The organism is Polymorphospora sp. NPDC051019 (assembly GCF_040683055.1).
GTDB classification, from domain to species: domain Bacteria; phylum Actinomycetota; class Actinomycetes; order Mycobacteriales; family Micromonosporaceae; genus Polymorphospora; species Polymorphospora lycopeni.
In genome coordinates, this window is record NZ_JBFBCH010000025.1 from 23,113 (window position 1) to 48,400 (window position 25,288).

Consider the following 25,288-nt stretch of genomic DNA (forward strand, 5'->3'; position numbering starts at 1 on the left):
AGACTCGACGCGGGCCATCATCGTCGTGGCCCGTTCCTGTCAACGGGGACAGCGGGTAAGACGCGGATGGAGAACTGATAGTGCCCGGAGTGCGCAATCTGAACCAGGTCGAGGCGACCGAGCGGGCCCGCCTGCTCGACGTGACCGGCTATGACATCAACCTGGACCTCTCCTCGGCCGGGCGGGCCGCGGACAACCGCACCTTCCGGTCGGTGACCGAGGTCCGGTTCACCTGCGCGGAGCCCGGGGCGTCGACGTTCATCGAGGTCGCCGCCGAGACGGTACGGTCCGCGACCCTCAACGGCACATCGCTGGATCTCTCCGGGTGGTCGGCGGAGAAGGGGCTGACGCTGCCCGGCCTGGCGGCCGACAACGTCCTCGTCGTCGACGCCGATTTCGCGTACTCGGCCAGCGGGCAGGGCCTGCACCGCAGCGTCGACCCGGTCGACGGCGAGACCTATCTCTACAGCCAGTTCGAGACCGCCGACGCGCAGCGGGTCTTCGCCTGCTTCGACCAGCCCGACCTGAAGAGCGTCTACACCTGGCACGCCACCGTGCCGGCACACTGGACGGTCGTCTCGAACTCCACGGTGGACCGTGTCGAGCCGGGCGACGACACCAAGACCGTCCACTTCGCCACGTCGGCGCGGATGAGCTCCTACATCACGGCCCTGTGCGCCGGCCCCTACCACGAGGTACGGCGCACCCACGACGGCATCGACATGGGCTACTTCTGCCGGGCGAGCATGGCCGAGCACCTCGACACCGACAACCTGCACCTGATCACCACGCAGGGCTTCGACTTCTTCCACGAGCAGTTCGGCGTGCGCTACCCGCTGCCGAAGTACGACCAGCTCTGGGTGCCCGACTTCAACGCCGGCGCAATGGAGAACTTCGCCTGCGTCACCCACTCCGAGGCGCACTACCTCTTCCGCTCCCAGGTCACCGACTTCGAGCACGAGCAGCGGGCCAACACGATCCTGCACGAGCTGGCGCACATGTGGTTCGGCGACCTGGTCACCATGCGCTGGTGGAACGACCTGTGGCTCAACGAGTCCTTCGCGGAGTGGGCCAGCCACTGGGCCAACACCCACGCCACCCGGTTCACCGACGCGTGGACGACGTTCCTGTCGGTCCGCAAGAACTGGGGCTACCGGCAGGACCAGCTCTCCTCCACGCACCCGGTCTACTGCGAGATGCCGGACCTGGAGGCCGTCGAGGTCAACTTCGACGGGATCACCTACGCCAAGGGCGCCAGCGTGATCAAGCAGTTGGTCGCCTACGTCGGGCTGGAGCCGTTCCTGGCCGGGCTGCGGGCATACTTCGGCAAGCACGCGTGGGGCAACGCCACCTTCGACGACCTGCTGTCGGAGCTGGAGGCCGCCTCCGGCCGCGAGCTGCGCAAGTTCGCCGCCCAGTGGCTGGAGACCGCACAGGTCAACACGCTGCGCCCCGAGGTGTCGATCGGCGCCGACGGCACCTACGAGCGGGTGACCGTGCTGCAGGAGGCGCCCGCCGACTACCCGACGTTGCGCACCCACCGGATCGGGGTCGGCCTCTACGACCTCGACGGCGAGCGTCTGGTCCGGCGCGACCTGATCGAGATCGACGTCACCGGGGAACGCACCGTGGTCGAGCGGCTCGCCGGGGTTCGGGCGGCCGACGTGCTGCTGCTCAACGACGAGGACCTGACGTACGCGAAGCTGCGGCTCGACGAGCGGTCGATGGCCGCCGTCGTGCAGCACATCGGCAAGTTCGAATCGTCGCTGTCCCGCGCGCTGTGCTGGTCGGCGGCCTGGGACATGGTCCGCGACGCCGAACTGGCGGCCCGCGACTACGTGGCGCTGGTGCTGGCCGGGCTGCCCAGCGAGGGCGACATCAACCTGGTCACCCAGACGCTGCGGCAGGGCGGCAGCACGCTGGCCAACTACGCCGACCCGACGTGGGCGCCGCAGGGCTGGGCGGAATACGCCCGGACCGCGCGCGCCGCGCTGGCCGCCGCGCAGGCGGGCAGCGGGCTGCAACTCGCGTGGGCGCGGGCCTTCGCGACCGCCGCCCGGTCGGCCGAGGACCTGGCGGTGCTGCGCGGCTGGCTCGACGGCGCCGACGTCCCGGCGGGTCTGACCATCGACACCGAGCTGCGCTGGGCGCTGTTGCAGGCACTGGTCGCCAACGGCGCGGCCGGCGCCGACGAGATCGACGCCGAACTCGGCCGGGACCGTACGGCCAGCGGTGAGCGGGAGGCGGCGCTGGCCCACGCGCTGGTGCCGACCGTCGCCAACAAGGAAGCGGTGTGGGCCCGGCTCACCGGTGGCGAGGCCCTGCCGAACTGGCAGAACCGCGCGCTGCTGCGCGGCTTCCACCACCCGGCGCAGGTCGAGCTGACCGCCGGCTACACCACCCGCTTCTTCGAGGCGGTCGGCCAGGTGTGGGCCAGCCGGGACAGCGAGCCGGCGCAGGAGTTCGTGCTCCACGCCTACCCGGCCTTCCAGGTCAGCGAGGAGACGGTGGCCGCCACCGACGCGTGGCTGGCGCAGGACGGGCACCCGGCGCCGCTGCGCCGGCTGGTCGGCGAGGGCCGCGACGGGGTCGTACGCGCCCAGCAGGCCCGGGCGAAGGACGCGGCCGCCGGCTGAGCGACCGGACGTGAAGAGGCCCCGGGCTGGTCGAGCCCGGGGCCTTCTTCGTCGTTCGTGGTGGAACCTTCGCCGTTCGTGGTGGAGCCGGAAGACCGGCTCGCGGGGTCACCCCTTGCGGGCCCGGCTGGCAAGCTGGTCGAGCCCGGTGACGAGGCCACCGGCGAGGTCACCGCCGCCGAAGGACGCCACCATCGACAGCGCGGCCAGCTTGGCGTCGCGGTCCGGGATGCGCTTGCGCACCTCGGCGCCGGTGACCACCTCGAGCCGGCGCTGGTTGGGCGAGACCGCGATCAGCACCGCCCGGTCGGGCTCGGTGATCTGGCCGTGCAGCCGCTCGGCGTGCTCGCGTACCGGCTCCTCGAGGTCGCCGACGTAGATGCTGAAGATGTAGTCGGTCGACTCGTCGGCCAGCCGCAGCGCCTCGTCGATCCGCAGCAGTTGGCGGGTGGAGAACGGCCCGTCGAGCACCTCCGGCCGCCCGCTCAGGCTGGGGGCCGTCAACTCACCAGCGGTCACTTGCGCCTCCAGTCCCGCGCGCCGCGACCGGCGTGCCCTCGTTCTCGGTGCCACCGGTCAGTTCGCGCCGCTGCCCGCCCGCGGGCAGCGCGGCGGCCTCGGCCCCCGGCGACACCTGCTCCGGCGAGGACAGGAACCACACCGGCGTGAAGTCGAAGGGTCGACCGGGCCGGTAGCGCGGCGTGCCCCGGCCACCGCCGCCGACCATGCCGAGGCCGGCGATCACGAGCACGATGAGGGCCGGGATGCCGACGTAGATGAGCACCGTGTTGGTAACAGACAACTCAACGCCCCCAGGCGGGAAAGCGGACCAGGGTCACCGGCCGGTCGGCCAGTTGGCCAGCCCCGACTCAGGTGATTCACGGTAGCGGAGGGCATCGTACGGCAGTTTTCCGGGTGCCGGTACGGCGGTTTCGACGGCCGGTTCGGCAGTCCACGGTCGAGGTGGCGGCGATGTTCGTACGGTCGTCCCTGATGCCCGTTTCACCACTATCGCACCCCGTCGGACTGCCTGGTTCGAAGGATTTTGCCCCGTTACCAGTGCGACGATGACGGGGACAGAAGAGCGGTCCAGCCGTGCCAGGAAGGGGCCAGCATGGGGATCCGCAGACTTGTCAGCCGTACCCGCACCGCACTGGCCGTGACGGTCGCCACGGTATGCGCCGTACTACTGCTCGGCGCACCGGCCGCACTCGCCCAGACGGTCCGGATCGACCTCAATCCGCCCACCGTCCAGGCCGGCAACCGGGTCGGGATCACCGCCAACTGCGGGGACAACCTCAACCAGGCGCGGGTCGAGTCGGACGCCTTCGGCCAGGTCATTCTCCAGCCCGAGAACGGTGTGCTGACCGGCGCGGTGACGGTGCCCGGCAGCAAGGCACCGGGCAACTACAACGTGCATCTCACCTGTGCCAACGGGAGCACGGCCGACACCAACCTCAACGTCATCAACCAGACCCGGCCGACCCAGGGCCCGGCCGCCGGAGGCGGCGGCATGGCGGGCGGCCTGGACGGCCGTACGGTGCTGATCGGCGGGCTCGCCACGCTCGCCCTGGGCGCCGGGCTGGCGCTGGCGACGGCGCGACGGCGCCGCGGCGGCGCCCGTGCCTGAGCCGGGCACCGGCACCACCGGGCGGCGCCGGGCCACCGGCACCGCCCGGGTCACCGGGCCGAGGCCGACCAACGGATCGGGCGGCGGGTGGGTCACCGGCCCCTGGTCGGGTCAGGCCGGGCCGGACCGGGCGGTCGGGCGCGCCACCGTACGCGGGGTCAGCCCGGCACCGGAGGGGTCGCTGATCGCCGCGCCGCCGCGCAACCGGCGCGGCACCGGCTCGATGTCGGTGGTCATGCTGCTCGTCGGCATCTTCGTCACCGGTCTCGGGCTGGGCCAGCTCGGCGGTCTCGACCTGGTGACCTTCCGGCCGGGCAGCAAACCGCCGCCCCGGGAGTTCCCGGTCATGGAAGCGAGCCGGCCGGTCCGGGTCACGATCAAGGACATCGGGGTCAGGACGCCGGTGCACGACGTGGGGATCGGCGCCGACGGCACCATCGAGGTGCCGGGGCTCGAACGCCGCAACGAGGCCGGCTGGTACGAGCAGGGGCCGACGCCGGGCGAGTTCGGCCCCGCCGTGATCGTCGGGCACGTCGACGGACCCACCGGCCCGTCGGTGTTCCACCGGTTGACCAACCTGCACGCGGGTACGCGGATCGAGATCGCCCGCAAGGACAAGTCGGTGGCCGTCTTCGAGGTCAACTCCGTCGAGCGCTTCGACAAGGGCAACTTTCCGGTCGACCGGGTCTTCGACGACTTCAGCCGCCCCGGCCTGCGGCTGATCACCTGCGGCGGCCAGTGGGTCGGCGGCACCACCGGATACGCCGACAACGTGATCGTCTTCGCCTCGCTGGTCAAGGCCCGCACGCGCTGAGGCCGCCGGCACCGCCCGGGCGGTGCCGGCGGCGCTGACCGTGGTCGGTCAGGCGGCCTCGGTCTCCGGCAGGTCGAGCCAGTCGGCCCAACGCGGATCCGGTGCCCGGTGGCCCAGCACCCGCCACGCCGTGCCCTTCGGGGCGGCCGGGGCGCTGTGCAGCCGCCAGCCCAGCTCGGCCGGGGTCTTGTCGCCCTTGGTGTGGTTGCACTTCGCGCAGGCGGCGACGACGTTCTCCCAGGCGTGCCCGCCGCCGCGGCTGCGCGGGAAGACGTGGTCGATGGTCTCGGCCGGGCCGCGGCAGTAGGCGCAGCGCCAGCCGTCGCGGGCGAAGATGGCCCGGCGGGACAGGCCGACGTGCGAGCGGTAGGGCACCCGGACGAAGCGGGTCAGCCGGACGACCGACGGCACCGGCAGCGCGTGCCGGGCACTGTGCAGGACGCCCTCGCCGTCGGCGACACAGACGGCCTTGGCCGACAGGACGAGGATCGCGGCCCGACGTACCGATACGACACACAGCGGCTCGTAGCTTGCGTTGAGCACCAACGCTCCGGAGCCCACCGTGGGTCGTATGTCAGGCATCGCGCTCACCTCTCGGTTTTCGGTCTCACCCGTTCCGTAGTCACCCGCGTGCACAGCGCAGTCCGGCCAGCCCGGACCGCGACCGACGCCGGCTGGTCACCGGCGTCCGTGCGCCAATAGTCCCCGATGACCCGACCAATTGCACGTACTAATCGGGGGGTCCCGCATGAAGCTTTCGTGTCCCGTGGCAAGATGACCGGTTCCGTAGCGTTTGGTTGGGCCGAACGGCGCTGTCCCTCACGGCCGTACGGGGGCGGCGTGGAGCCCGTCCGGCGGGTGCGGTACGAAGACAGTCGTGACGACCGGCATCTCAAAATCCGACATTTCTTCGATCGTGCTGGCCCAGCCGACCCCGCCGGGTCCGGTCTCGCCGGCACCCGAGGAGACCCCGGAGCCGAGTGCGACCTGCGCGGGCGACCTGCTGTGCAACCAGCTCTTCGAGTGGACCGGGCTGCCGTGGTTCGCCGAGGGCAGCTACTACATCCTGGTCAAGCCGCTGCGCATCGTGCTCATCGTGGTGGTCGCGGTCATCATCCGCTACCTGCTGCACCGCGGGATCAACCAGTTGGTCCGCCGTACGTCGACCACGGCGGTGCCGACCATCCTGCGGCCCCTGCGGGAACGCATCCCCACCGCGGCCAGCGACCCCACGGCGGTCTTCCCCGAGCGACGACGGCAGCGTGCCGAGGCGATCGGGTCGGTGCTGCGCAGCACGGTCACCGCGGTGGTCTTCTCGATCGCGGCCCTGCTGGTGCTCAGCGAGCTGAGCTTCAACCTGGCGCCGTTGCTGGCCAGCGCCGGCATCGTCGGCGTCGCGCTCGGCTTCGGCGCCCAGTCGCTGGTCAAGGATCTGATCGCCGGCCTCTTCATGCTGCTGGAGGACCAGTACGGCGTGGGCGACACGGTCGACCTGGGCGACGCCACCGGTGTCGTGGAGGCGGTCGGCCTGCGGATCACCACGATCCGTGACGGCCGCGGGGTCCTCTGGTACATCCGGAACGGCGAGATCATCCGGGTCGGCAACAAGAGCCAGGGCTGGGCGATGGTCATCGTCGACATGCCGATCGGATTCGGCGGCACCGAGAAGGCGACCGAGATCATGCGGGCCGCCGCCGCCGCGGTCGCCGCCGATCCCGACCTGGTCGAACACATCGTCGAGCCGCCGGAGGTGCTGGGGGTGGAGACGGTGACGGTCGATGGCACGGTAATCCGGACAATTGCCAAGACGACCGCGGAAGGACAGTTCGCGGTCGGCCGGGAATTGCGCCGTCGACTGGCGGAGGCACTGGAGAATTCCGGCATCACGGCACGGCTGGCGGCCTCCAGGATGTACGCCCAACCGGCCGCGACGGCCGACGAGGGCGGAACCGGACAGGGTGGCGCCACCTGATCGGATAACCAGGACAACCCGGGTCGCGCGGCCACCGGACGGGGTCGCGCGCCGGGTGGGTGGTCCGATATCGTCCGTTCGTTCAGTCGCACTACCGACGCATTGACCATTCGCACTAGCCAGGCGTCGGACGATCGGGCAGAATCCGTGACAAGCTCGCTTTCAGAGCGTCACGAAGATGTCACCCACCCCTACGTCTGGCAGGCGTTCCCGACTTCCATCACAAATGGTCACGGTCACGGAACGTATGGAGGCCCCCGGTGTCCGAGGAGACCCAAGCCCCCCTGAGACCCGCCACCTTCCGTGAGGTCTTCGCCCAGGCCGAGTTCCGGGCGCTCTACTCGGCCACCACACTCACGTGGATCGGTGACTACCTGGCCAAGGCCGCGATCACGGTGATGGTCTACAACGAGACCCGATCGGTCGCGATGTCGGCCGCCGCGTTCGCGGTGAGTTTCCTGCCCTGGATCATCGGCGGCCCCCTGCTGGCCACCGTTGCCGAGCGGCACCCCTACCGGACGGTCATGGTCACCGCCGACCTGATCCGGATGGTGCTGATCGCGCTGGTCGCACTGCCGTTCCTGCCGGTCTGGGCGACGATCGGGCTGCTGTTCCTGATGACGTTGGCCAACCCGCCGAGCCAGGCCGCCCGGTCCGCGCTGATGCCGGTCCTGCTCAAGGGCGACCGGCTCGTGGTGGGCCTGTCGGTCACCACCAGCACCAGCCAGGCCGCCCAGGTGGGCGGCTACGTCGCCGGTGCCGCGATCGCCGCCGTCAACCCGCGCATCGCCCTGGTGATCAACGCCGCCGCGTTCGCCGCCTCGGCGCTGATCCTGCGACTCGGCGTACGCAAGCGGCCGCCGGCGATGACCTCGGCGCACCGCAGCAACCTGTTCCGGGAGACGGGCGAGGGCTTCCAGATCGTCTTCGGCACCCCGGTCCTCCGGGCCACCGCCGTGATGGTCTTCGCCGCGATGCTGTTCGCGATCGTGCCGGAAGGGCTGGCCGCGGCCTGGGCCGCCGAGCGCCCGCTCGGCGACGACGAGAGCCGCCGGGGCCTGTCCCAGGCGCTGATCATGGCGGCCGGACCGGTGGGCTTCATCCTGGGCAGCCTGGTCGTCGGCCGCGCCATCCGGCCCGACATCCGCCGCGCGCTGATCCGGCCGTTCGCCGTACTGGCCCCGCTGGCGCTGGTGCCGGCCCTGCTCAATCCCTCGCCGACGGTGGTCGCGCTGCTGGCGGCGGTCTCCGGGGTGGCCATCGCCGGCCTGCTCCCGGTCGCCAACGGCCTCTTCGTGCAGGCGCTGCCGCACGGCTACCGGGCCCGGGCGTTCGGTGTGATGCAGACCGGCATGCAGGTCACCCAGGGCGGCGCGGTGCTGCTGACCGGCCTGCTCGCCTCCCGCTTCTCGATCCCGACCGTGGTGGGGGTGTGGAGCGCGGCCGGCGTGCTGCTCATGCTCCTGACCGCGGCGCACTGGCCCAGCGCCGAGCGCTTCAACGAGGCGATCGCGAAGGCCAGCCGCCAGGGCCGCGAGCAGGCCGACCCCGACCCCGCCGGACCGGCGCAACCCGACGGCCCGGACCGCACCGCCGTACCGTCCCAGCCCCGCCCGGCCGCCTCCAAGCCGGGCGTCGGCGCACTGTGACCCCGGGTCGGGCCACCGATCCGTCCCCCGGAACGCCTGGCAGGATGGAATGGTGAATCCAGCAGCGGAGCCAGCACAGGGCCAGCCGTCGGCTGACCAGACCTCGCCCGAGACCTTCTTCGCGCTGATCGGCGGCGAGCCGACCTTCCGCAAGCTGGTCGCCGAGTTCTATCGGGGCATCGCCGCCGATCCCGTACTGCGCCCGATGTACCCGGAGGCCGATCTCGGACCGGCCACCGAGCGCATGACGCTGTTCCTGATGCAGTACTGGGGCGGTCCCAACACCTACTCGCAGCAGCGCGGCCATCCCCGGCTGCGGATGCGGCACGCCCCGTTCCGGATCGGCCCGGCCGAGCGCGACGCCTGGCTGGGCCACATGCGGCAGGCCGTCGACAGCATCGACCTGCCGCCCGACCAGGCCGCGACCCTGTGGGACTACCTGGAACGGGCCGCGTACTTCATGGTGAACACGATGGACGACATTCCATCGGGAAACGGCTAGAACCACCCCATAACGCGTCGCCCGCCGTCCTCGGTCGTTGATCCGCACGTAGTCAACGACCGGGGGCGCCGACTCCCGGCCACTCTGCCGCCGAGGAGTCCCCCACACCATGCGCCGCCGCCTCATCGCAGCCGCCACCGTGCTGGCCGTCTCCGGCCTCGCCGGCGTACTGCCCGCCGTCGCCGACATGGCACACCCCACCGTCGTGTCCGACGACCCGGTCGACTGGACGCCGCACATCCTCGACGGAACCGTCCGGGCCATCACGGTGGTCGGTGACACCGTCGTCGTCGGCGGCGACTTCACCGCCGTGACCGACAGCGACCGCCGCAATCCCCAGCGCCGCCAGTACCTCCTCGCCTTCGACGCCGGCGACGGCACCGTGCGGTCCTTCGCACCCCGCCTCGACGGCCCGGTGTACGCCCTCGCCCCCGGCGCCGACGGAACCATCTACGCGGGCGGCGCCTTCCGTACGGTCAACGGGGTCCACCAGCGCGGGCTGGCCCGGCTGTCGCTGGCCGACGGCGCCCGCGTCCCGGGGTTCGCCGCGAGCATCAACTGGGGTGACGTACGCGCCCTGGCCGTCTCCGGTGCCCGGCTCTACGCCGGCGGCACCTTCAGCCAGGTCAGCGGGGTGAACCGGACCGCGCTGGCCCGCCTCGACGCGGCCACCGGCGCCGTCGACGCCGGCTTCGACGCCGCGCTCACCGGGCAGGGCCTGCCCCGGGTACGGGTCGAGGACTTCGCCCTCTCCCCCGACGGGAACCGGCTCGTCCTGGCCGGTGCGATCACCCACGTACGCGGGGTGGCCCGCCCGCAACTGGTCATGCTGGAGACCGGCGGCCCGAACGCGGTGCTCGCCAACTGGTACACCGACGCCTACCGGCAGACCTGCGACGGCGACTACGCCACCTACCTGCGCGGCGTCGACTTCGCGCCGGACGGCTCCTACCTGGTGGTGGTGACCACCGGCCACGACTCCGGTCCGGGCCGGCTGTGCAACACCGCCGCCCGCTTCGAGACCACCGGCACCGGCCGGCACAACCCGACGTGGATCAACCACACCGGCGGCAACACGCTCTACTCGGTCGCCGTCACCGGCAGTGCCGTGTACGTCGGCGGTCACCAGCGCTGGCTGGACAACCCGTACGGCGACAAGTCGGCCGGTCCGGGTGCGGTGTCCCGGCCGGGTATCGGCGCGATCGACCCGCGTTCGGGCAAGGCACTGCCGTGGAACCCGACCCGTAGCCGTGGGGTCGGGGTGCGCGCGTTCCTCGCCACACCGAAAGGGCTCTGGGTCGGCTCGGACACCGACCAGCTGGGCCGTGAGTACCACGGCCGGATCGGCATGTTCCCCATGCCGTGAGCGAGCGGCCGGCCGAGGCCGGCGCCCCCGCCCTCGTGGCCGGTCGGTCGCCCGGCGGGGGTGGGCGGCCGGCCGGTGCCACGAGGGGGTCGAGGGTCAGATCAGAGCAGGGCACCCTCGTCGTGCAGCCAGTCGACGAACGCGGCCGACATGGTCTGCCCGGAGTCGACCATCTCGACCAGCAGCGCGTCGTGGGCGCCGGCGCGCAGCGGTACCTGGATCTCCGCGTAGACCGGCAGTTGGCCGCGTTCGGTGGGGTCACCGACGTACGCCTTGCCGAACCGGCCGGCGAGGTTCCATTCGTTGACCACGCGGTAGGCGCGGTCGGCCCAGTCGGGCGGGACGGTCGAGTGCGGGCGGGCCCGCATGACCAGGATCTCGTCCTCCGGCCCTTCGAGGGCGAAGAGCACGGCGTGCCGCTCCCACATGGCCAGCAGGCTGCCGTAGCCGTCGGCCAGGTAGCGGATGTCGAGCAGATCCAGCGCCTCACCGATTCGGCAGAGGGTCACCGGCGCGACGGTCGTGGGCATGTCCTTCGTGAGCGTCCGTTCGGTGGACGCGCGGTCGTGGGCGGGTTCCCGTTGTGCCGGTGGCCCTACCCTGATGTTGCCGTCCTCTGCGATCCTGCTCCGGGTCTCCGGCTCTACGCCACCGGCGTGGCCGGGGCGCCATGACCACCACGGCATAGCTTGTGCACCTCGCTCCCCAGCGGATCCAATCGCCTACTTTGCGTTCGGCCCGAGGCAAGACGGTACCCGGATAGCCGACAGAGGGCATCCCCCCAACGACACCAGAAACCCAGACGGCCCATGCCGTCTCATACTTTCGGACGATGTCTGGTCGGACTTATCGCAAATTGCTGCACCGGGGGCAACCAGGCGGTCCCAAAAGGTGCCGCGAGGCCGATCCATCGACCGGCGAGACGTACCCGGACGGGGCTTTCGACGGTGGTGTCGACGGTGCCGAGGAAGCCCATCCGGACCACCGCCTGGACGAGTCGCTGCGGCACCTCCACCCGGCCCGGCCCGGTGCCGTCGACCGGCCCGTGCTCCACCACCACCGCGACGTGGTCGAGCAGGGCGTCGCGCAGCGCCCGCTGCCCCACCGCCCGGCCGCCGACCCCGGCGGTCGACGCGGCACGCAGCGTGCCGGCGGCGGCATCGGCCACCCGCCGTACGTCGGCACCGGCCATCGTCTCCACCACCCGGCTCGCCGGCGGCGGCAGCGGCCACCGCCAGCGGACGTCGCACCGGGCCGGCAGGTCGCCGCCGCCGCGGCCCAGCTCGGCCAACAGGTCGGCGGCGGCAACCGTCGCGTCGCCGGGGACGGCGCCGGCAACCACCCGGGTCACCAGCACCGACCAGGGCAGCCACCCCCACAGCGCGGTCACCGCCGGGCCGTCGCCGGCCGGGACCGGCCGCAGCCGTACGACGGCGGCCCGGTCGAGCCGGGTCAGCCGGGCCAGGAAGGCCGCCGCGTCACCGCCGGCGGCCAACCCGTGACCCGTCCCCGCCACTACGACCGACCGGACGTGGTGGGCACCGGCGGCTCGAGGACGTACGGCCGCAGGAACTCCCGTTCGTCGTCGGACAACCGGCGGGACCGCTTGGCGGCGAGATCGAACGGCACCAGCACGGAGCGGGCCCGACTGGCCAGCACCTCGCCGTCGAACAGTTCGTAGGCGATGGTGAACCGGGATGCCCGGACGTCCTCCACCCACAGCTCGATGCGGACCGTCGGCGGCTGGTCGGCGGTCGTCCGGGCGGTGCTGTAGTCGACCGGCCGCAGGTAGTCGACCTCGTGCCGGGCGATCACGACGCCGTCGGCGAACGAGCCGACCCCCCAGGCCCGCCCGCCGATGAACATCAGCGCGACCCGGGCCTCCTCGTAGAGGGTGAGGAACCGGGCGTTGTTGATGTGGCCGTACGCGTCGAGGTCGGACCAGCGCAGGGCGCAGTGGTAGACGAACCGGTCAGTCACGCGTCAACTTCCGGTACGTCACCCGGTGCGGCCGGGCGGCGTCGGCGCCGAGCCGGTCGACCTTGTTCTTCTCGTACGCCTCGAAGTTGCCCTCGAACCAGAACCAGTTCGACGGGTTCTCCTCGGTGCCCTCCCAGGCCAGGATGTGCGTCGCGACCCGGTCGAGGAACATCCGGTCGTGGGAGATGACCACGGCGCAGCCGGGGAACTCCAGCAGTGCGTTCTCCAGCGACGACAGCGTCTCGACGTCGAGGTCGTTGGTCGGCTCGTCGAGCAGGATCACGTTGCCGCCGATCTTCAGCGTCAGCGCGAGGTTGAGCCGGTTGCGCTCGCCGCCGGAGAGCACCTTGGTCGGCTTCTGCTGGTCGGGGCCCTTGAAGCCGAAGGCGGCCACGTAGGCCCGGGACGGCATCTCGACCTTGCCGACCATCAGGTGGTCGAGCCCGTCGGAGACGACCTCCCACACCGTCTTGTCGCCGTCGAGGCCGGACCGGTTCTGGTCGACGTACGACAGCTTGACGGTCTCGCCGACCTTGACCGAGCCCTCGTTCGGCTGCTCCAGCCCGACGATGGTCTTGAACAGGGTGGTCTTGCCGACGCCGTTGGGGCCGATGATGCCGACGATGCCGTTACGCGGCAGCGAGAAGCTGAGGTCGTTGATCAGCACCCGCCCGTCGAAGCCCTTGGTCAGGTCGTCGACCTCGATGACCGTGTTGCCCAGCCGCGGGCCCGGCGGGATCTGGATCTCCTCGAAGTCCAGCTTGCGGGTCTTCTCGGCCTCGTTGGCCATCTCCTCGTAGCGGTCGAGGCGGGCCTTGGACTTGGTCTGCCGCGCCTTGGCGTTGGAGCGGACCCACTCCAGCTCGTCGGCGAGCCGCTTCTGCATCTTGGCGTCCTTGCGCCCCTGCACCGCCAGCCGCTGGGCCTTCTTGTCCAGGTAGGTGCTGTAGTTGCCCTCGTAGCCGATGGCCCGGCCACGGTCGAGTTCGAGGATCCAGCCGGCGACGTTGTCGAGGAAGTAGCGGTCGTGGGTGATCGCCATGACGGTGCCGGCGTACTTGGCCAGGTGCTGCTCCAGCCACTGCACGCTCTCGGCGTCGAGGTGGTTGGTCGGCTCGTCGAGCAGCAGCAGGTCGGGCGCCTCCAGCAGGAGCTTGCACAGCGCGACCCGGCGGCGCTCACCGCCGGAGAGCTGGGTGACGTCGGCGTCCGGCGGCGGGCACCGCAGCGCGTCCATGGCGAGTTCGAGCTTGGAGTCGATGTCCCACGCGTCGGCGTGGTCGAGCTCTTCCTGGAGCTTGCCCATCTCCTCCATCAGCTCGTCGGAGTAGTCGGTCGCCATCTGCTCGGCGATCTTGTTGAACCGCTCCAGCTTGGCCTTGGTCTCCGCGACCGCCTCCTCGATGTTGCCGAGGACGGTCTTGGCCTCGTTGAGCGGCGGCTCCTGGGCCAGCATGCCGACGGTGTAGCCGGGCATGAGCCGGGCCTCGCCGTTGCTCGGTCGGTCCAGACCAGCCATGATCTTGAGCAGGCTGGACTTACCCGCGCCGTTCGGGCCGACCACGCCGATCTTGGCGCCCGGCAGGAAGCTGAGCGTCACGTTGTCCAGCACGACCTTGTCGCCGTGCGCCTTGCGGGCCTTCTCCAGGACGTAGATGTACTGGGCCACGGTGCGGCCTACCTCCAGAATCGCTGCGAAAGTCGGCGAACGCCGTCGTCAATCCTGACAGGTCGGGGCCGGTGGACGCACATCACCCCGACAGCCAGGTCAGATCGCGGCCTGGGTCTCCGTCCCGCCACCCTCGTGCTCGATCACCAGCTTGTCGGCGGTCACCAGGTAACGGGTGGTCCCCCGGCCGGTGTGGTTGGTCGCCAGGTAGCCGCCGCCGGCCGCCGAGACGTCGGTGAGGAACAGCGCGTTGTGACCCTCGACCAGCTTCTCCCCCGGCTGCCCGGAGTGGCCCTGGTAGAACAGCGTGCCGTGCCGGTCGGTGCAGATCCACACCTCGGAGTGCCGGGTGCGCAGGTAGAGGGTGAGCGACAGGTCGCCGGCCGAGCCCGCCTCCCTGGCCAGGGTCTCGGTGTGCGCCGGACAGGTCGTCGGGCGGCCGTGCCCGGCCGCCGTCGTGCGGACCGGCTGCCCGGCCGGGGTCGTGGCGTACGTCGGGTCCGGGGCGTATGTCGGGGTGTCGGGTGTCGGGGTGTCGGGCGCCTCGGCGACCAGGGTCGGGCTCACCGTCGGCCCCGGGCCGGCGCCCGTCCCGCGCCCTCCGTCGCCGCCGGTGTTGGCCAACAGGAAACCCACGGCGCCGCCGATCACGGCGAGCAGGACGACCGCGATGGCGAGCGGGCCGAGCCACGCTCCGCGCGGCCGGTCGGTATCGAAGACTGACACGGTCTCAGCGTGCCATCCGCCGGCAATCCACCCCGCGGATGCCGAATGCCGGCACCGGAGCGTGGCGCAGACCGCAGACGCCGGGTGACGCAGGCCCCACAATCAGGGGTACGGCCTGCGGGTTTGACGGTCGCGGCGGGCTGGGCACCAAAGACAACCGGGGACGCCGGCGGACCAACCGCGCGAAGTAGGCTCTCCGCGAGACCCGTAATCACCGGAGGTGTACGGAGCGTGACGGTTCGCAGCTCATTCGTGGTCGTAGCCAACCGCCTGCCCGTCGACGAGGTCAACACACCCGAGGGCCGGCAATGGCGGCGGAGTCCGGGTGGTCTGGTAACCGCCCTGCACCCGGTGCTGGCCCAGCACAAGGGGACCTGGGTCGGCTGGGCCGGTGGGGTGGGCGCCGCACCGGAACCCTTCGAGGTGGAGGGCATCCACCTGCATCCGGTGCCGTTGAGCGCCGACGAACTCGAACGCTACTACGAGGGCCAGTCCAACGCCACGATCTGGCCGCTCTACCACGACGCGGTGGAGACGCCGGCCTACAAGCGCCGCTGGCGGGAGGCGTACCGGCTGGTCAACGCGCGGTTCGCGGAGGCCGCGGCGGACGCGGCGGCCGAGGGCGCCACGGTCTGGGTGCAGGACTACCAGCTCCAACTGGTGCCGGCGATGCTCCGCGAGTTGCGGCCCGACCTGCGGATCGGTTTCTTCCTGCACATCCCGTTCCCGCCGATCGAGCTGTTCATGCAGATGCCGCTGCGGGCCGAGGTGCTGCGCGGCCTGCTCGGCGCCGATCTGGTCGGCTTCCAGCAGCGGCTGGCGGCGCAGAACTTCGTGCGGCTGGCCCGCCACCTGCTCGGCCTGCGCTACTCGGGGCAGACGATCGAGGTCGACGGCCGGACGGTCAAGGCGGGCGCGTTCCCGATCTCGATCGACGTCGCCGAGATGGAGCGGATGGCGTCCGACCCGGCTGTCCAGGCCCGGGCCAAGCAGATCCGGGCCGAGCTGGGCGATCCGAAGACGGTGATCCTGGGCGTCGACCGGCTGGATTACACCAAGGGGATCGAACTTCGGCTGAAGGCGTTCCGGGAGCTGCTCTCTGACGGAAAGCTGACAGTTCCCGACGCGGTTATGGTGCAGGTCGCCACACCGAGCCGCGAGCGGGTCGAGCACTACCAGGCCCTACGGGTAAAGGTAGAGCGCGAAGTTGGTCGGATTAATGGCGAATTCGGCCGTGTCGGCGTGCCTGCTGTGCATTACCTCCACCAGTCGTACTCTCGCAGTGAACTGGCGGCGCTCTACTGCGCCGCCGACGTCATGATGGTGACCCCGCTTCGAGACGGAATGAATCTGGTGGCCAAGGAGTACGTCGCATCGCGCGCCGACAGTGGCGGCGCGCTCGTGCTCAGCGAGTTCGCCGGCGCGGCAACGGAGCTGCGCCAGGCTTTTCTTTGTAATCCGCACGACCCCGAAGGCGTCAAGGACGCGCTGCTGCGGGCCGTGCACGTCGACAACGTGGAGGCCCGCCGCCGGATGCGGATCATGCAGCGGCACCTGCGGACCCACGACGTGGGCCAGTGGGCCCGGTCCTTCCTCAACGAGCTCGGGGTGCCCGAGACGGAGGCGGCGTGAACACTTCTGTCCTGGAGGCGGGTCCGCGCCAGGCCGACCTGATGGACCCGGCGCTGCGCGCCGCCATCGGCCGCATCGCCCGCCTGCCCATCCTGCTGGTCGCCTGCGACTACGACGGCACCCTGGCGCCGATCGTGACCGACCCGAGCAAGGCCGTCCCGCTGCCCGAGTCGGTCGCCGCGATCCGGGCGCTGGCCGCCCTGCCGCAGACCACCGTCGCCGTGGTCTCCGGTCGGGCGCTGCGTGACCTGGCCACGCTCTCCCGGCTGCCCAGCGAGGTGCACCTGGTGGGCAGCCACGGCTCCGAGTTCGACATCGGTTTCGTCGAGCGGCTCTCCCCCGAACTGGTCGAGGTCCGCACCCGGCTGCGGGCCGAACTGCGCCGGATCGTCGCCGACAAGCCCGGCGTACGGCTGGAGAGCAAGCCGGCGAGCATCGCCGTACACACCCGGGGCGCCGACCCGCAGGTCCGCCAAGAGGTGGTCGCCGCGGTCGAGGCCGGCCCGGTGAACTGGCCGGACGTCACGGTCACCCGGGGCAAGGAGGTCATCGAGCTGTCGGTGATCGCCACCCACAAGGGTCTGGCCATCGACCAGCTCCGCACCCAGCTCTCGGCCAGCGGCGTGCTCTACCTCGGTGACGACGTCACCGACGAGAACGCGTTCGGCAACCTGCACGGGCCCGACGTCGGTATCAAGATCGGCGACGGGGAGACCCGGGCCGACTTCCACGTCGACAGCCCGGTCGAGGCGGCCCGGCTGCTCGGCCTGCTGCTGGAGACCCGGCGCAACTGGCTCTTCGGCGAGCGGGCGGTGCCGATCGAGCGGCACTCGATGCTCGCCAACGGACGTACCGTCGCCCTGCTCACCCCGGAGGCCCGGGTCACCTGGCTGTGCCACCCCAAGCCGGACTCGTCGGCGATCTTCGCCGACCTGCTCGGCGGCGCCCCGGCCGGTCACTTCAGCGTGGCTCCCGACCGGGGCGGCCTGCCGCTCGGCCAGCGCTACCGGCCCGGCACGATGACGGTGGAGACCCGCTGGTCGGGGCTGACCGTCACCGACTGGCTCGACTGCCCGGCCGCCGACGGCGCCGCCGGCGAGACCGTCATCCCCGGCGGCGACTCGACCCTGATCCGGGTGCTCACCGGCTCCGGCCGGGCCCGCGTCGAGTTCGCCCCGCGACCGGAGTTCGGCCAGGTCGCCGTACGCCTCCAGCCGGTCGGCGACGGCCTGCTGGTGCTCGGCTCCAACGAGCCGGTGGCGCTCTACTCCCCCGGCGTCGAGTGGGAGGTCACCGAGGACGGCGGATACGACACGGCCCGCGCCGTCGTCGACCTGTCGTCGGCCGGCGGCTCGGTCACCCTGGAGCTGCGGTTCGGTTCGCACAGCCTCGACCACCACGCCATCGCCCTGCACGACCGGCAGCACGCGGCCGAGCAGCCGTGGCGGGACTGGGTGGCCAGCCTGAAGCTGCCGGCGCAGGCCCGCGACCTGGTGACGCGCAGCGCGCTCACCCTGCGCGGGCTGTGCCACGAGGCGACCGGTTCGATCCTCGCCGCCGCCACCACCTCGCTGCCCGAGGAGGTGGGCGGGGTCCGCAACTGGGACTACCGCTACTGCTGGCTGCGTGACGCGGCGATGACCGCCCGCGCGCTGGTCGACCTCGGCTCGCTGGAGGAGGCCGAGGGGCTGCTGCGCTGGGTCGACGGCTGCATCGAGCGCACCGGCGGCCACCCCGAACGGCTGCACCCGCTCTACACCGTCGAGGGCTACGAACTCGGTGCCGAGGCGGTCATCGACACCCTGCCCGGCTACGCCGGGTCCCGGCCGGTCCGGGTCGGCAACCTCGCCAACCACCAGCTCCAGCTCGACGTGTTCGGGCCGGTCGCCGACCTGCTGGCGGCCGTCGCCGACGCGCGCGGCTCGGTGCGCGAGGACGAGTGGCGGGTCATCGAGGCGATGGTGCAGGCGGTCGAACGCCGCTGGCACGAGCCCGACCACGGCCTGTGGGAGGCCCGCCTCCCCCCGCGGCACCACGTCTTCTCCAAGGTCATGTGCTGGATGACCGTCGACCGGGCGCTGCACGTCGTACGGCGGCACGGCGACGGCGACCGGCCGGAGTGGGTCGAGCTGCGGGACCGGATCGGGCAGAACGTGCTGGAGCACGGCTGGCACGACGGTGCCAGCGCCTACACGGTCGCGTACGGCGACGAGGAGATGGACGCGTCCTCGCTGTGGATCGGCCTGTCCGGGCTGCTCCCCGACGACGACCCGCGGTTCCTCGCCACCGTGCTCAAGGTCGAGTCCGACCTGCGCAGCGGTCCGGTCGTCTACCGCTACCGCTGGGACGACGGCCTGCCGGGCCGGGAGGGCGGCTTCCACATCTGCACGGCGTGGCTGATCGAGGCCTACCTGCGCACCGGCCGGCGCGGTGACGCCGAGGAGCTGTTCACCCAGATGATCGACACGGCGGGCCCGACCGGGCTGCTGCCGGAGCAGTACGACCCGATGGTCGAGCGCGGGCTGGGCAACCACCCGCAGGCATACAGCCACCTCGGCCTGATCCGGTGCGCGCTGCTGCTGGACGACGAAGTCAAGGTCTGAGAAGACACCCACGCGAAGGCGTGGGCGGCGCGGGTCACCCCGCGTCGCCCACGCCTTCGTCGTCCGGGGCACCGAACATGCCGCTGCCGGCGGCGGCACCGGCCCGGGCCGGGCCGGTGCCGCCCGCGTCGAGGGCGTGCACCACGTCGCCGACGACGACGACCGACGGCGGCCGGAAGCCCTCGGCGACCGCCGTCCGCGCCACCTCGCCGAGCGTCGAGCGCAGCACCCGCTGGGCGCCGGTCGTACCCTCCTGCACCACGGCCGCCGGGGTCTTCGGCGACCGGCCGTGTGCCTGGAGCGTCGCGGTGATCGCCGGCAGGTTCTTCAGCCCCATCAGCACGACCAGGGTGCCCCGCATCCGGGCCAGTGCCGGCCAGTCGACCAGCGACGCCGGATCGTCCGGGCCGACGTGGCCGGAGACGACGGTGAACTCGTGCGCGACGCCGCGATGGGTCACCGGGATGCCGGCGCCGGCCGGCGCCGCGATGGAACTGGTGACCCCGGGTACGACGACGACCGGCACCCCGGCCCGGGCACAGGCCACCACCTCCTCGCCGCCCCGGCCGAAGACGTACGGGTCGCCGCCCTTGAGCCGGACGACGAAGCGGCCGGCCAGCGCCCGGTCGACGATGATCCGGTTGATCTCCTCCTGGGCACGGGACGGCCCGTACGGGATCTTGGACGCGTCGACCAGTTCGACGTCGGGGCCGAGTTCGTCGAGCAGCAGCCCCGGCACCAGCCGGTCGGCGACCACGACGTCGGCGCGGGCCAGCAGCCGCCGGCCCTTCACGGTGATCAGTTCCGGGTCGCCCGGCCCGGAGCCGACCAGCGCCACCTGTCCGGCGACCGGCAGGTGGCTGCTCGGCAGCGTGCCGTCGGCGAGCCGGTCGCGGATCGCGTCCCGGATCGCCACCGCCCGCCGTGGGTCACCGCCGGCCGTCACCGCCACCGTCACGCTGCCGTGCCGGGCGGTCGCCGGCGTCCAGGCGGTCGCGGCGAAGCGGTCGTCGGCGCGTACGCAGAAGGTGCGGCGGGCGTCGGCGGCGGCGCTCACCTCGGCCGCCGCCACCGGGTCGTCGACCGCCACCTGCACCAGCCACACGTCGTCCACATCGGACGGCTCGAACCGCCGGTCGGCCCAGCCCACCCGGCCGGCGTCGACGTACGCCCGCAGGGCCGGGGTCAGCCGGGGCGCCACCACCAGCACCTCCGCGCCGGCGTCGAGCAGTGCCGGCACCCGGCGGGTGGCCACCGCGCCGCCACCGACGACCAGTACGCGACGGCCGGCGAGGCGCAGCGCCAGCGGGTAGAGGCCAGGATCGGTCACTTGCTCGACACCCCCGCCGAGTCGAAGGTGGCCACCTCGTGCAGCACCCGTACGGCGGCGGCGACGACGGGCACCGCGAGCATGGCGCCGGAGCCCTCGCCGAGCCGCATCCCGAGGTCGAGCAGCGGGGTGAGGCCCAGGTGGCGCAGGGCGACCGTGGCGCCCGGCTCCGCCGAGCGGTGCCCGGCGACCATCGCCCCGCGCGCGTCGGGGGCCAGGGCCGCCGCGGCGAGCGCCCCGGCCGCCGCGATCACCCCGTCGACCAGCACCGGTACCCGGCGGGCGGCGCCGGCCAGCACGAAGCCGGCCAGAGCGGCGTGCTCCAGCCCGCCGACCGCCGCGAGGACGCCGACCGGGTCGGCGGGGTCCGGGTCGTGGCGGGCGAGCGCGGCCCGCACCACCGCCACCTTGCGCTCGTACGTCCCGTCGTCGATCCCGGTCCCCCGGCCGGTGACGTCGAGCGGGTCGGCGCCGGTGAACGCGGCCACGAGGGCGGCGGCCGGCGTGGTGTTGGCGATGCCCATGTCGCCGGTGACGAGCAGGCCGGCACCGGCGTCGACCAGCCGGTCGGCGGTGTCGATGCCGACCGCGACGGCGGCGGCGACCTCGTCACGGGTCAGGGCCGGCTCGACCGTCATGTCCCGGGTGCCGGCCCGGACCCGGGCCTGGACCAGTTCCGGTGCGTCCCCGGGCGGGCCGGCACCGATCGGCCCGGCCGGGGCAGGCTCGGCGGCGGCTCCGCCGGCAGGGCCGGGGGTGGCTCCGGCGGGCGGGCCGGCGACGCCGACGTCGACGACGGTGACCCGGGCGCCGACCTGCCGGGCGAACGCGTTGATCACGGCCCCGCCGGCGAGGATGTTGGTGACCATCTGGGCGGTCACCTCCTGCGGCCACGGGGTGACCCCCTGGGCGTGTACGCCGTGGTCACCGGCGAAGACCCCGACAGCGGCCGGCCCGGGCAGCGGGGGCGGGCAGGTCCCGGCGAGGCCGGTGAGGCGTACCGACAGCTCCTCCAGGGTGCCGAGCGAGCCGGCCGGCTTGGTCAGCCGGGCGTGCAGGGCGCGGGCCGCCGCCATCGCGTCGGTGTCCAGCGGCCGGATCGCCGCCAGGGTCTCACGCATCCTCAGTCCTTCCGTCGGGGCCGTCGGGCCGTCCGGGGCCGGCGCCGGTGGCCGGGCCGGTGTCGGCGAGCACCTCGGCGAGCGTGGCGACGAAGCCGTCCGTGGTGGCAGTGTCCCTGACGGCGACGCGTAGCCAGTCGGCGCCCAGACCGGGGAACGTGTCGCCGCGCCGTACGGCGTAGCCGCGCTCGCGCAGCGCCAGCCGGACCCGGTCGGCGCCGGCGATGTTGATCAGCACGAACGCGCTCGCCGGCCGGCCGGCGACGGTCACCCCGGGCAGTGCCCGCAGGCGGTCGACCAGATGGTCCCGGTCGGCGGCGAGGCGTACCGCGATCTCCCGCTCGGCCGCGACCGCCCGCGGTCCGGCACAGGCGGTGGCGGCGGCGAGCGCGGGGGTCGACACCGCCCACAGCGGCTGCGCCGCGGCCAGCCGGGTGATCAGGTCGGTGGCGGCGAGCAGGTAGCCGATCCGCAGTCCGGCCAGCCCCCAGGTCTTGGTGAGGCTGCGCAGCACCACCAGGCCGGGAAGGTCGCGCCGGCTGGCGAGCGACTCGGGTTCGCCCGGCCCGGTGGTGTCGGCGAACGCCTCGTCGACGACGAGGACGCGGCCGGGCCGGGCCAGGGCGGCGACGTCGGCGGCGGGGTGCAGCACCGAGGTCGGGTTGGTGGGGTTGCCGACGAAGACGAGGTCGGCGTCGGGCGGTACGAGCGCGGGGTCCAGCCGGAAGCCGGTGCCGGCCGGCAGCAGGACCCGCTCGACCCGGTGCCCGGCGGCCCGTAACGCCGCCTCGGGCTCGGTGAACTGCGGGTGCACCACGACCGGCCGGCGGGCGTCGCGCAGCGCCTGGGCCAGCAGCACGAAGCCCTGGGCGGCGCCGGCGGTGAGCAGCACCTCGGCGGCGGGCCGGTGGTGGCGGGCGGCGACGGCGGCGGTGGCGGGGCCGGCGTCGGGATAGCCGGCGAGGTCGTGCAGGGTCGCGGCGATCGGCTCGGCGAGCCAGGACGGCATCGGGTCGCGTCGGACGTTGACCGCGAGGTCGACCAGTCCGGGGGTGGCCTCCGCGTCGCCGTGGTGGGCCAGATCTTCGGCGGTCATCGGTCGCCTTCCACCCCTTCCTCCGCCCTGCCGGGCGCCGTCGGGGTACAGCATGCGGGAGGCGGTGTTCCCGGCCGTGCGACGGGGCGGCTGACCTGCGGCTTGTTTGGTCCTTTTAATCAGGTCATAGCAGCATTTGTCATACCTTCAAAGGGTGATGAACCGCACCCTTCATGTTCTCGGACGGCTCGCACCCCTCCTCCGCGCCGGTCTCATCGCCGGGGTGGTCGTGTCGGCCGTCGCGTATCCGCTGGTCGCGATCGGTGGGCTGGGCGCCAAGGCCGGCGCCGAGATCATCCAGAACATGCCCCGCGAACTGCGTACGGTGCCCCCGGCACAGACCACGTACGTCTACGCCAACGACGGTAAGACGCTGCTGACGATGTTCTACGAGGAGCACCGGCGCTACACCCCCATCTCCCAGATGTCGCCGCACATCCAGCAGGCCATCGTCGCCTCCGAGGACTCGCGGTTCTACGAGCACAACGGCGTCGACGCCAAGGGCATCGCCCGCGCGTTCGTCGCCAACCAGCAGTCCGGCGCGGTCTCCCAGGGCGCCTCGACGCTGACCATGCAGTACGTCCGGATGGCGCTGCGGGACAGCGCCCAGAGCCCGGTCGAGGTGCAGGCCGCGACCGAACAGACCAGCGGGCGCAAGATCCGCGAGATGCGGCTCGCCACCGAACTCGAGAAGCAGATCTCCAAGACCGAGATCCTGGAGCGCTACCTCAACTCGGCGTACTTCGGGCACCGCGCCTACGGCATCTACGCCGCCGCCGAGGTCTTCTTCTCCAAGCTGCCGAAGGACCTCACCGTCATCGAGGCGGCCACCCTCGCCGGCCTGGTCAAGGCCCCGTCCGAGTACGACCCGGCCACCCGGGACAAGGCGGCCGCCACCGAGCGGCGCAACTACGTCATCGACCGGATGACCGCCATCGGCTACATCTCCCCGGACGCCGCGGCGCAGGCCAAGGCCGAACCGATCACGCTGAAGCTGACCACCCCGCCCAACGACTGCGCCTCCATCGCGAAGGCGCAGAACAGTTGGGGCTTCTTCTGCGACTACTTCAAGAACTGGTGGGGAGCCCAGCCGGCGTTCGGCGGCAACCCGCTGGAACGCGAGGACAAGCTGCGCCGGGGCGGCTACACGATCGTCACCTCGCTCGACCCGAAGGTGCAGGAGATCGCGAAGGACAACGTCAGCGGCCGGGAGTCCATCGACAGCCGCTTCGCGCACGGCATCGTCCTGGTCGAGCCGGGCAGCGGCAGCGTCAAGGCGATGGCGGTCAACCGCGTCTACTCGCTGGACCAGAGCGAGAACGGCAGCCACTCCGACCCCAAGAAACGCGCCCGGATGAAGGGCAACTATCCGAACACCGTCAACCCGCTGCTCGGCGGCGGCGACATGCCCGGCTACCAGGCCGGTTCGACGTTCAAGATGTTCACCATGCTCGCCGCCCTCGACGCCGGCAAGCCGCTGTCGACGGCTTACAACTCGCCGTACCGGATCCGGTCCATCTATCCGGGTGACGGCGGCCCGTCGAGTTGCGGCGGCTACTGGTGCCCGTCGAACGCCAGCGCCGCGATGACCGGCCGGCACGCCATGTGGTCCGGGTTCGGCCAGTCGGTCAACACCTACTTCGTGCAGCTCGAACAGTCGGTCGGCGCGGACAAGGTGGTGAAGATGGCCGAACGGCTCGGCCTGCGGTGGCGGACCGACGTCGACCGCAACCAGGCGTCACCGGAACGGGCCAAGGGGTGGGGCGCGTTCACCCTCGGGGTGTCCGACGCGACGCCGCTGGAGATGGCCAACGCGTACGCCACCGTCGCCGGTGACGGCCTCTACTGCGAGCCGATGCCGGTGCTGTCGGTGCTGGGACCCGACGGCGCGCAGGCGAAGTTCACCAACGCCCAGGGGGAACAGGTCGACGTGGCGAAGCCCCGGTGCCGGCAGGAGGTCAGCAAGGACGTCGCGCGGGCGGCGGCCGACGCGGCCCGCTGCCCGGTCGCCGACCGCCCGGCCGCCGGCTCCTGCGGCGGCTGGTCGACCGCGGACTCGGTACGCGGGACGGTCGGGCGCCCGGTCGCCGGCAAGACCGGTACGACGGACAGCACCCGGTCGGCGTGGTTCGTCGGCTTCACCCCGGAACTGGCGGCCGCCAGCTTCATCGCCGATCCGGACAACCCGTTCAACGCGGTCGGTGACTGGCAGTCGAACAAGCCGATCGACTCGGTCGCGACGACCCTGCGGGAGGCCCTGAAGGACCGGCCGGTACGCGACTTCGTGCCACCCTCGTCGGCCATCATCAGCTGACGGCGCCCCGGCTGCCCGCGGCCGGCCGCCACGCCCTGATCCGGGCGGCCGGCACGTCGAGGAGGACAGCCGCGCCGGTTCCGGCTCCCGGGCCGTCCAGGGCGTCCGGCCGGGCGGTGCCGAGCGGCGCAACATCGGCCTCTACGGCTCCCCCTGGGAGCCCGCCGCCGCGACGGCGTATTGCTGTCGCGGCCCACAGCGAATTCGGCGTATCCACAGCGAATTCGCTGTGGCCCGGAACAGCGACC

20 protein-coding genes and 1 pseudogene are annotated in these 25,288 nt (G+C 72.2%); 10 read left to right on the top strand and 11 right to left on the bottom strand.

Going from position 1 to position 25,288, the window contains the following annotated elements; translation table 11 throughout:
- The first annotated feature begins 89 nt into the window (after positions 1–89).
- Positions 90–2,636 (top strand): aminopeptidase N, encoded by a 2,547-nt coding sequence (pepN, locus tag AB0M79_RS30950; protein ID WP_364220594.1) that lies wholly within the window; start codon positions 90–92, stop codon positions 2,634–2,636.
- A 108-nt stretch (positions 2,637–2,744) separates the two neighbouring features.
- Here the strand turns inward: pepN and AB0M79_RS30955 are convergent, their stop codons facing one another.
- The gene (locus tag AB0M79_RS30955) at positions 2,745–3,155 is read right to left on the bottom strand and encodes a DUF5130 family protein (RefSeq protein ID WP_364220597.1); all 411 of its coding nucleotides are present in this window, start codon (positions 3,153–3,155) and stop codon (positions 2,745–2,747) included.
- Positions 3,142–3,420, bottom strand: coding sequence for a hypothetical protein (locus AB0M79_RS30960; RefSeq protein WP_364220748.1), 279 nt, complete (start codon positions 3,418–3,420; stop codon positions 3,142–3,144). Before AB0M79_RS30960 ends, AB0M79_RS30955 begins: the two co-directional genes overlap by 14 nt.
- A gap of 330 nt (positions 3,421–3,750) precedes the next feature.
- Here AB0M79_RS30960 and AB0M79_RS30965 point away from each other — a divergent pair, with 330 nt between their 5' ends.
- Positions 3,751–4,266 (top strand): hypothetical protein, encoded by a 516-nt coding sequence (locus AB0M79_RS30965; protein WP_364220600.1) that lies wholly within the window; start codon positions 3,751–3,753, stop codon positions 4,264–4,266.
- Positions 4,259–5,080, top strand: a complete 822-nt coding sequence (locus tag AB0M79_RS30970) for a class F sortase (protein ID WP_364220603.1) — start codon at positions 4,259–4,261, stop codon at positions 5,078–5,080. The genes AB0M79_RS30965 and AB0M79_RS30970 overlap by 8 nt, the downstream gene beginning before the upstream one ends.
- A gap of 48 nt (positions 5,081–5,128) precedes the next feature.
- Here AB0M79_RS30970 and AB0M79_RS30975 read toward each other — a convergent pair whose 3' ends face one another.
- A complete protein-coding gene (locus AB0M79_RS30975) occupies positions 5,129–5,662 on the bottom strand; it encodes an HNH endonuclease (protein ID WP_357542542.1) in 534 nt (177 codons plus the stop codon).
- A 331-nt stretch (positions 5,663–5,993) separates the two neighbouring features.
- On the opposite strand from AB0M79_RS30975, the gene AB0M79_RS30980 reads away from it, so the two are divergent.
- The 4 genes from AB0M79_RS30980 (at position 5,994) to AB0M79_RS30995 (ending at position 10,569) form a co-directional block, all read left to right on the top strand.
- Complete coding sequence (locus AB0M79_RS30980) at positions 5,994–7,052, top strand: mechanosensitive ion channel family protein (protein ID WP_364220751.1); 1,059 nt, start codon at positions 5,994–5,996, stop codon at positions 7,050–7,052.
- A gap of 260 nt (positions 7,053–7,312) precedes the next feature.
- Positions 7,313–8,701, top strand: coding sequence for an MFS transporter (locus tag AB0M79_RS30985; protein ID WP_364220606.1), 1,389 nt, complete (start codon positions 7,313–7,315; stop codon positions 8,699–8,701).
- 49 nt (positions 8,702–8,750) lie between these two features.
- Entirely contained in the window at positions 8,751–9,203 is a 453-nt protein-coding gene (locus AB0M79_RS30990; protein WP_357542546.1) for a globin, read from the top strand.
- A gap of 109 nt (positions 9,204–9,312) precedes the next feature.
- Entirely contained in the window at positions 9,313–10,569 is a 1,257-nt protein-coding gene (locus tag AB0M79_RS30995; protein ID WP_364220609.1) for a delta-60 repeat domain-containing protein, read from the top strand.
- Positions 10,570–10,670: 101 nt separating this feature from the next.
- Here AB0M79_RS30995 and AB0M79_RS31000 read toward each other — a convergent pair whose 3' ends face one another.
- From AB0M79_RS31000 to AB0M79_RS31020, 5 genes are all read right to left on the bottom strand, one after another.
- Entirely contained in the window at positions 10,671–11,255 is a 585-nt protein-coding gene (locus AB0M79_RS31000) for a YbjN domain-containing protein (RefSeq protein WP_357542550.1), read from the bottom strand.
- 131 nt (positions 11,256–11,386) lie between these two features.
- Complete coding sequence (locus AB0M79_RS31005; RefSeq protein ID WP_364220613.1) at positions 11,387–12,085, bottom strand: hypothetical protein; 699 nt, start codon at positions 12,083–12,085, stop codon at positions 11,387–11,389.
- On the bottom strand, positions 12,085–12,549 hold the full coding sequence (locus AB0M79_RS31010) for a thioesterase family protein (RefSeq protein ID WP_357542554.1): 465 nt from the start codon (positions 12,547–12,549) through the stop codon (positions 12,085–12,087). The genes AB0M79_RS31005 and AB0M79_RS31010 overlap by 1 nt, the downstream gene beginning before the upstream one ends.
- Positions 12,542–14,218, bottom strand: a complete 1,677-nt coding sequence (gene ettA, locus AB0M79_RS31015) for an energy-dependent translational throttle protein EttA (protein WP_364220616.1) — start codon at positions 14,216–14,218, stop codon at positions 12,542–12,544. The genes AB0M79_RS31010 and ettA overlap by 8 nt, the downstream gene beginning before the upstream one ends.
- 99 nt (positions 14,219–14,317) lie before the next feature.
- A complete protein-coding gene (locus AB0M79_RS31020; RefSeq protein WP_364220619.1) occupies positions 14,318–14,944 on the bottom strand; it encodes a hypothetical protein in 627 nt (208 codons plus the stop codon).
- Positions 14,945–15,175: 231 nt separating this feature from the next.
- Here AB0M79_RS31020 and AB0M79_RS31025 point away from each other — a divergent pair, with 231 nt between their 5' ends.
- Entirely contained in the window at positions 15,176–16,576 is a 1,401-nt protein-coding gene (locus AB0M79_RS31025) for a trehalose-6-phosphate synthase (protein ID WP_357542560.1), read from the top strand.
- A gap of 41 nt (positions 16,577–16,617) precedes the next feature.
- Positions 16,618–19,179 carry a trehalose-phosphatase gene (gene otsB, locus AB0M79_RS31030; RefSeq protein ID WP_364220754.1) on the top strand — a complete coding sequence of 854 codons (2,562 nt, stop codon included), beginning with the start codon at positions 16,618–16,620 and terminating at the stop codon, positions 19,177–19,179.
- Positions 19,180–19,306: 127 nt separating this feature from the next.
- Here otsB and cobA read toward each other — a convergent pair.
- The 3 genes and pseudogenes from cobA to cobC all read right to left on the bottom strand — a co-directional run.
- Positions 19,307–20,509, bottom strand: a pseudogene (gene cobA, locus AB0M79_RS31035) (uroporphyrinogen-III C-methyltransferase); the annotation flags it as partial.
- Positions 20,506–21,630 (bottom strand): nicotinate-nucleotide--dimethylbenzimidazole phosphoribosyltransferase, encoded by a 1,125-nt coding sequence (locus AB0M79_RS31040; RefSeq protein WP_364220624.1) that lies wholly within the window; start codon positions 21,628–21,630, stop codon positions 20,506–20,508. The pseudogene cobA and the gene AB0M79_RS31040, both read right to left, overlap by 4 nt.
- Positions 21,623–22,726, bottom strand: a complete 1,104-nt coding sequence (cobC, locus tag AB0M79_RS31045) for an Rv2231c family pyridoxal phosphate-dependent protein CobC (protein WP_364220627.1) — start codon at positions 22,724–22,726, stop codon at positions 21,623–21,625. Before cobC ends, AB0M79_RS31040 begins: the two co-directional genes overlap by 8 nt.
- 157 nt (positions 22,727–22,883) lie before the next feature.
- On the opposite strand from cobC, the gene AB0M79_RS31050 reads away from it, so the two are divergent.
- Positions 22,884–25,040, top strand: coding sequence for a transglycosylase domain-containing protein (locus AB0M79_RS31050; protein WP_364220630.1), 2,157 nt, complete (start codon positions 22,884–22,886; stop codon positions 25,038–25,040).
- Positions 25,041–25,288: the final 248 nt, after the last annotated feature.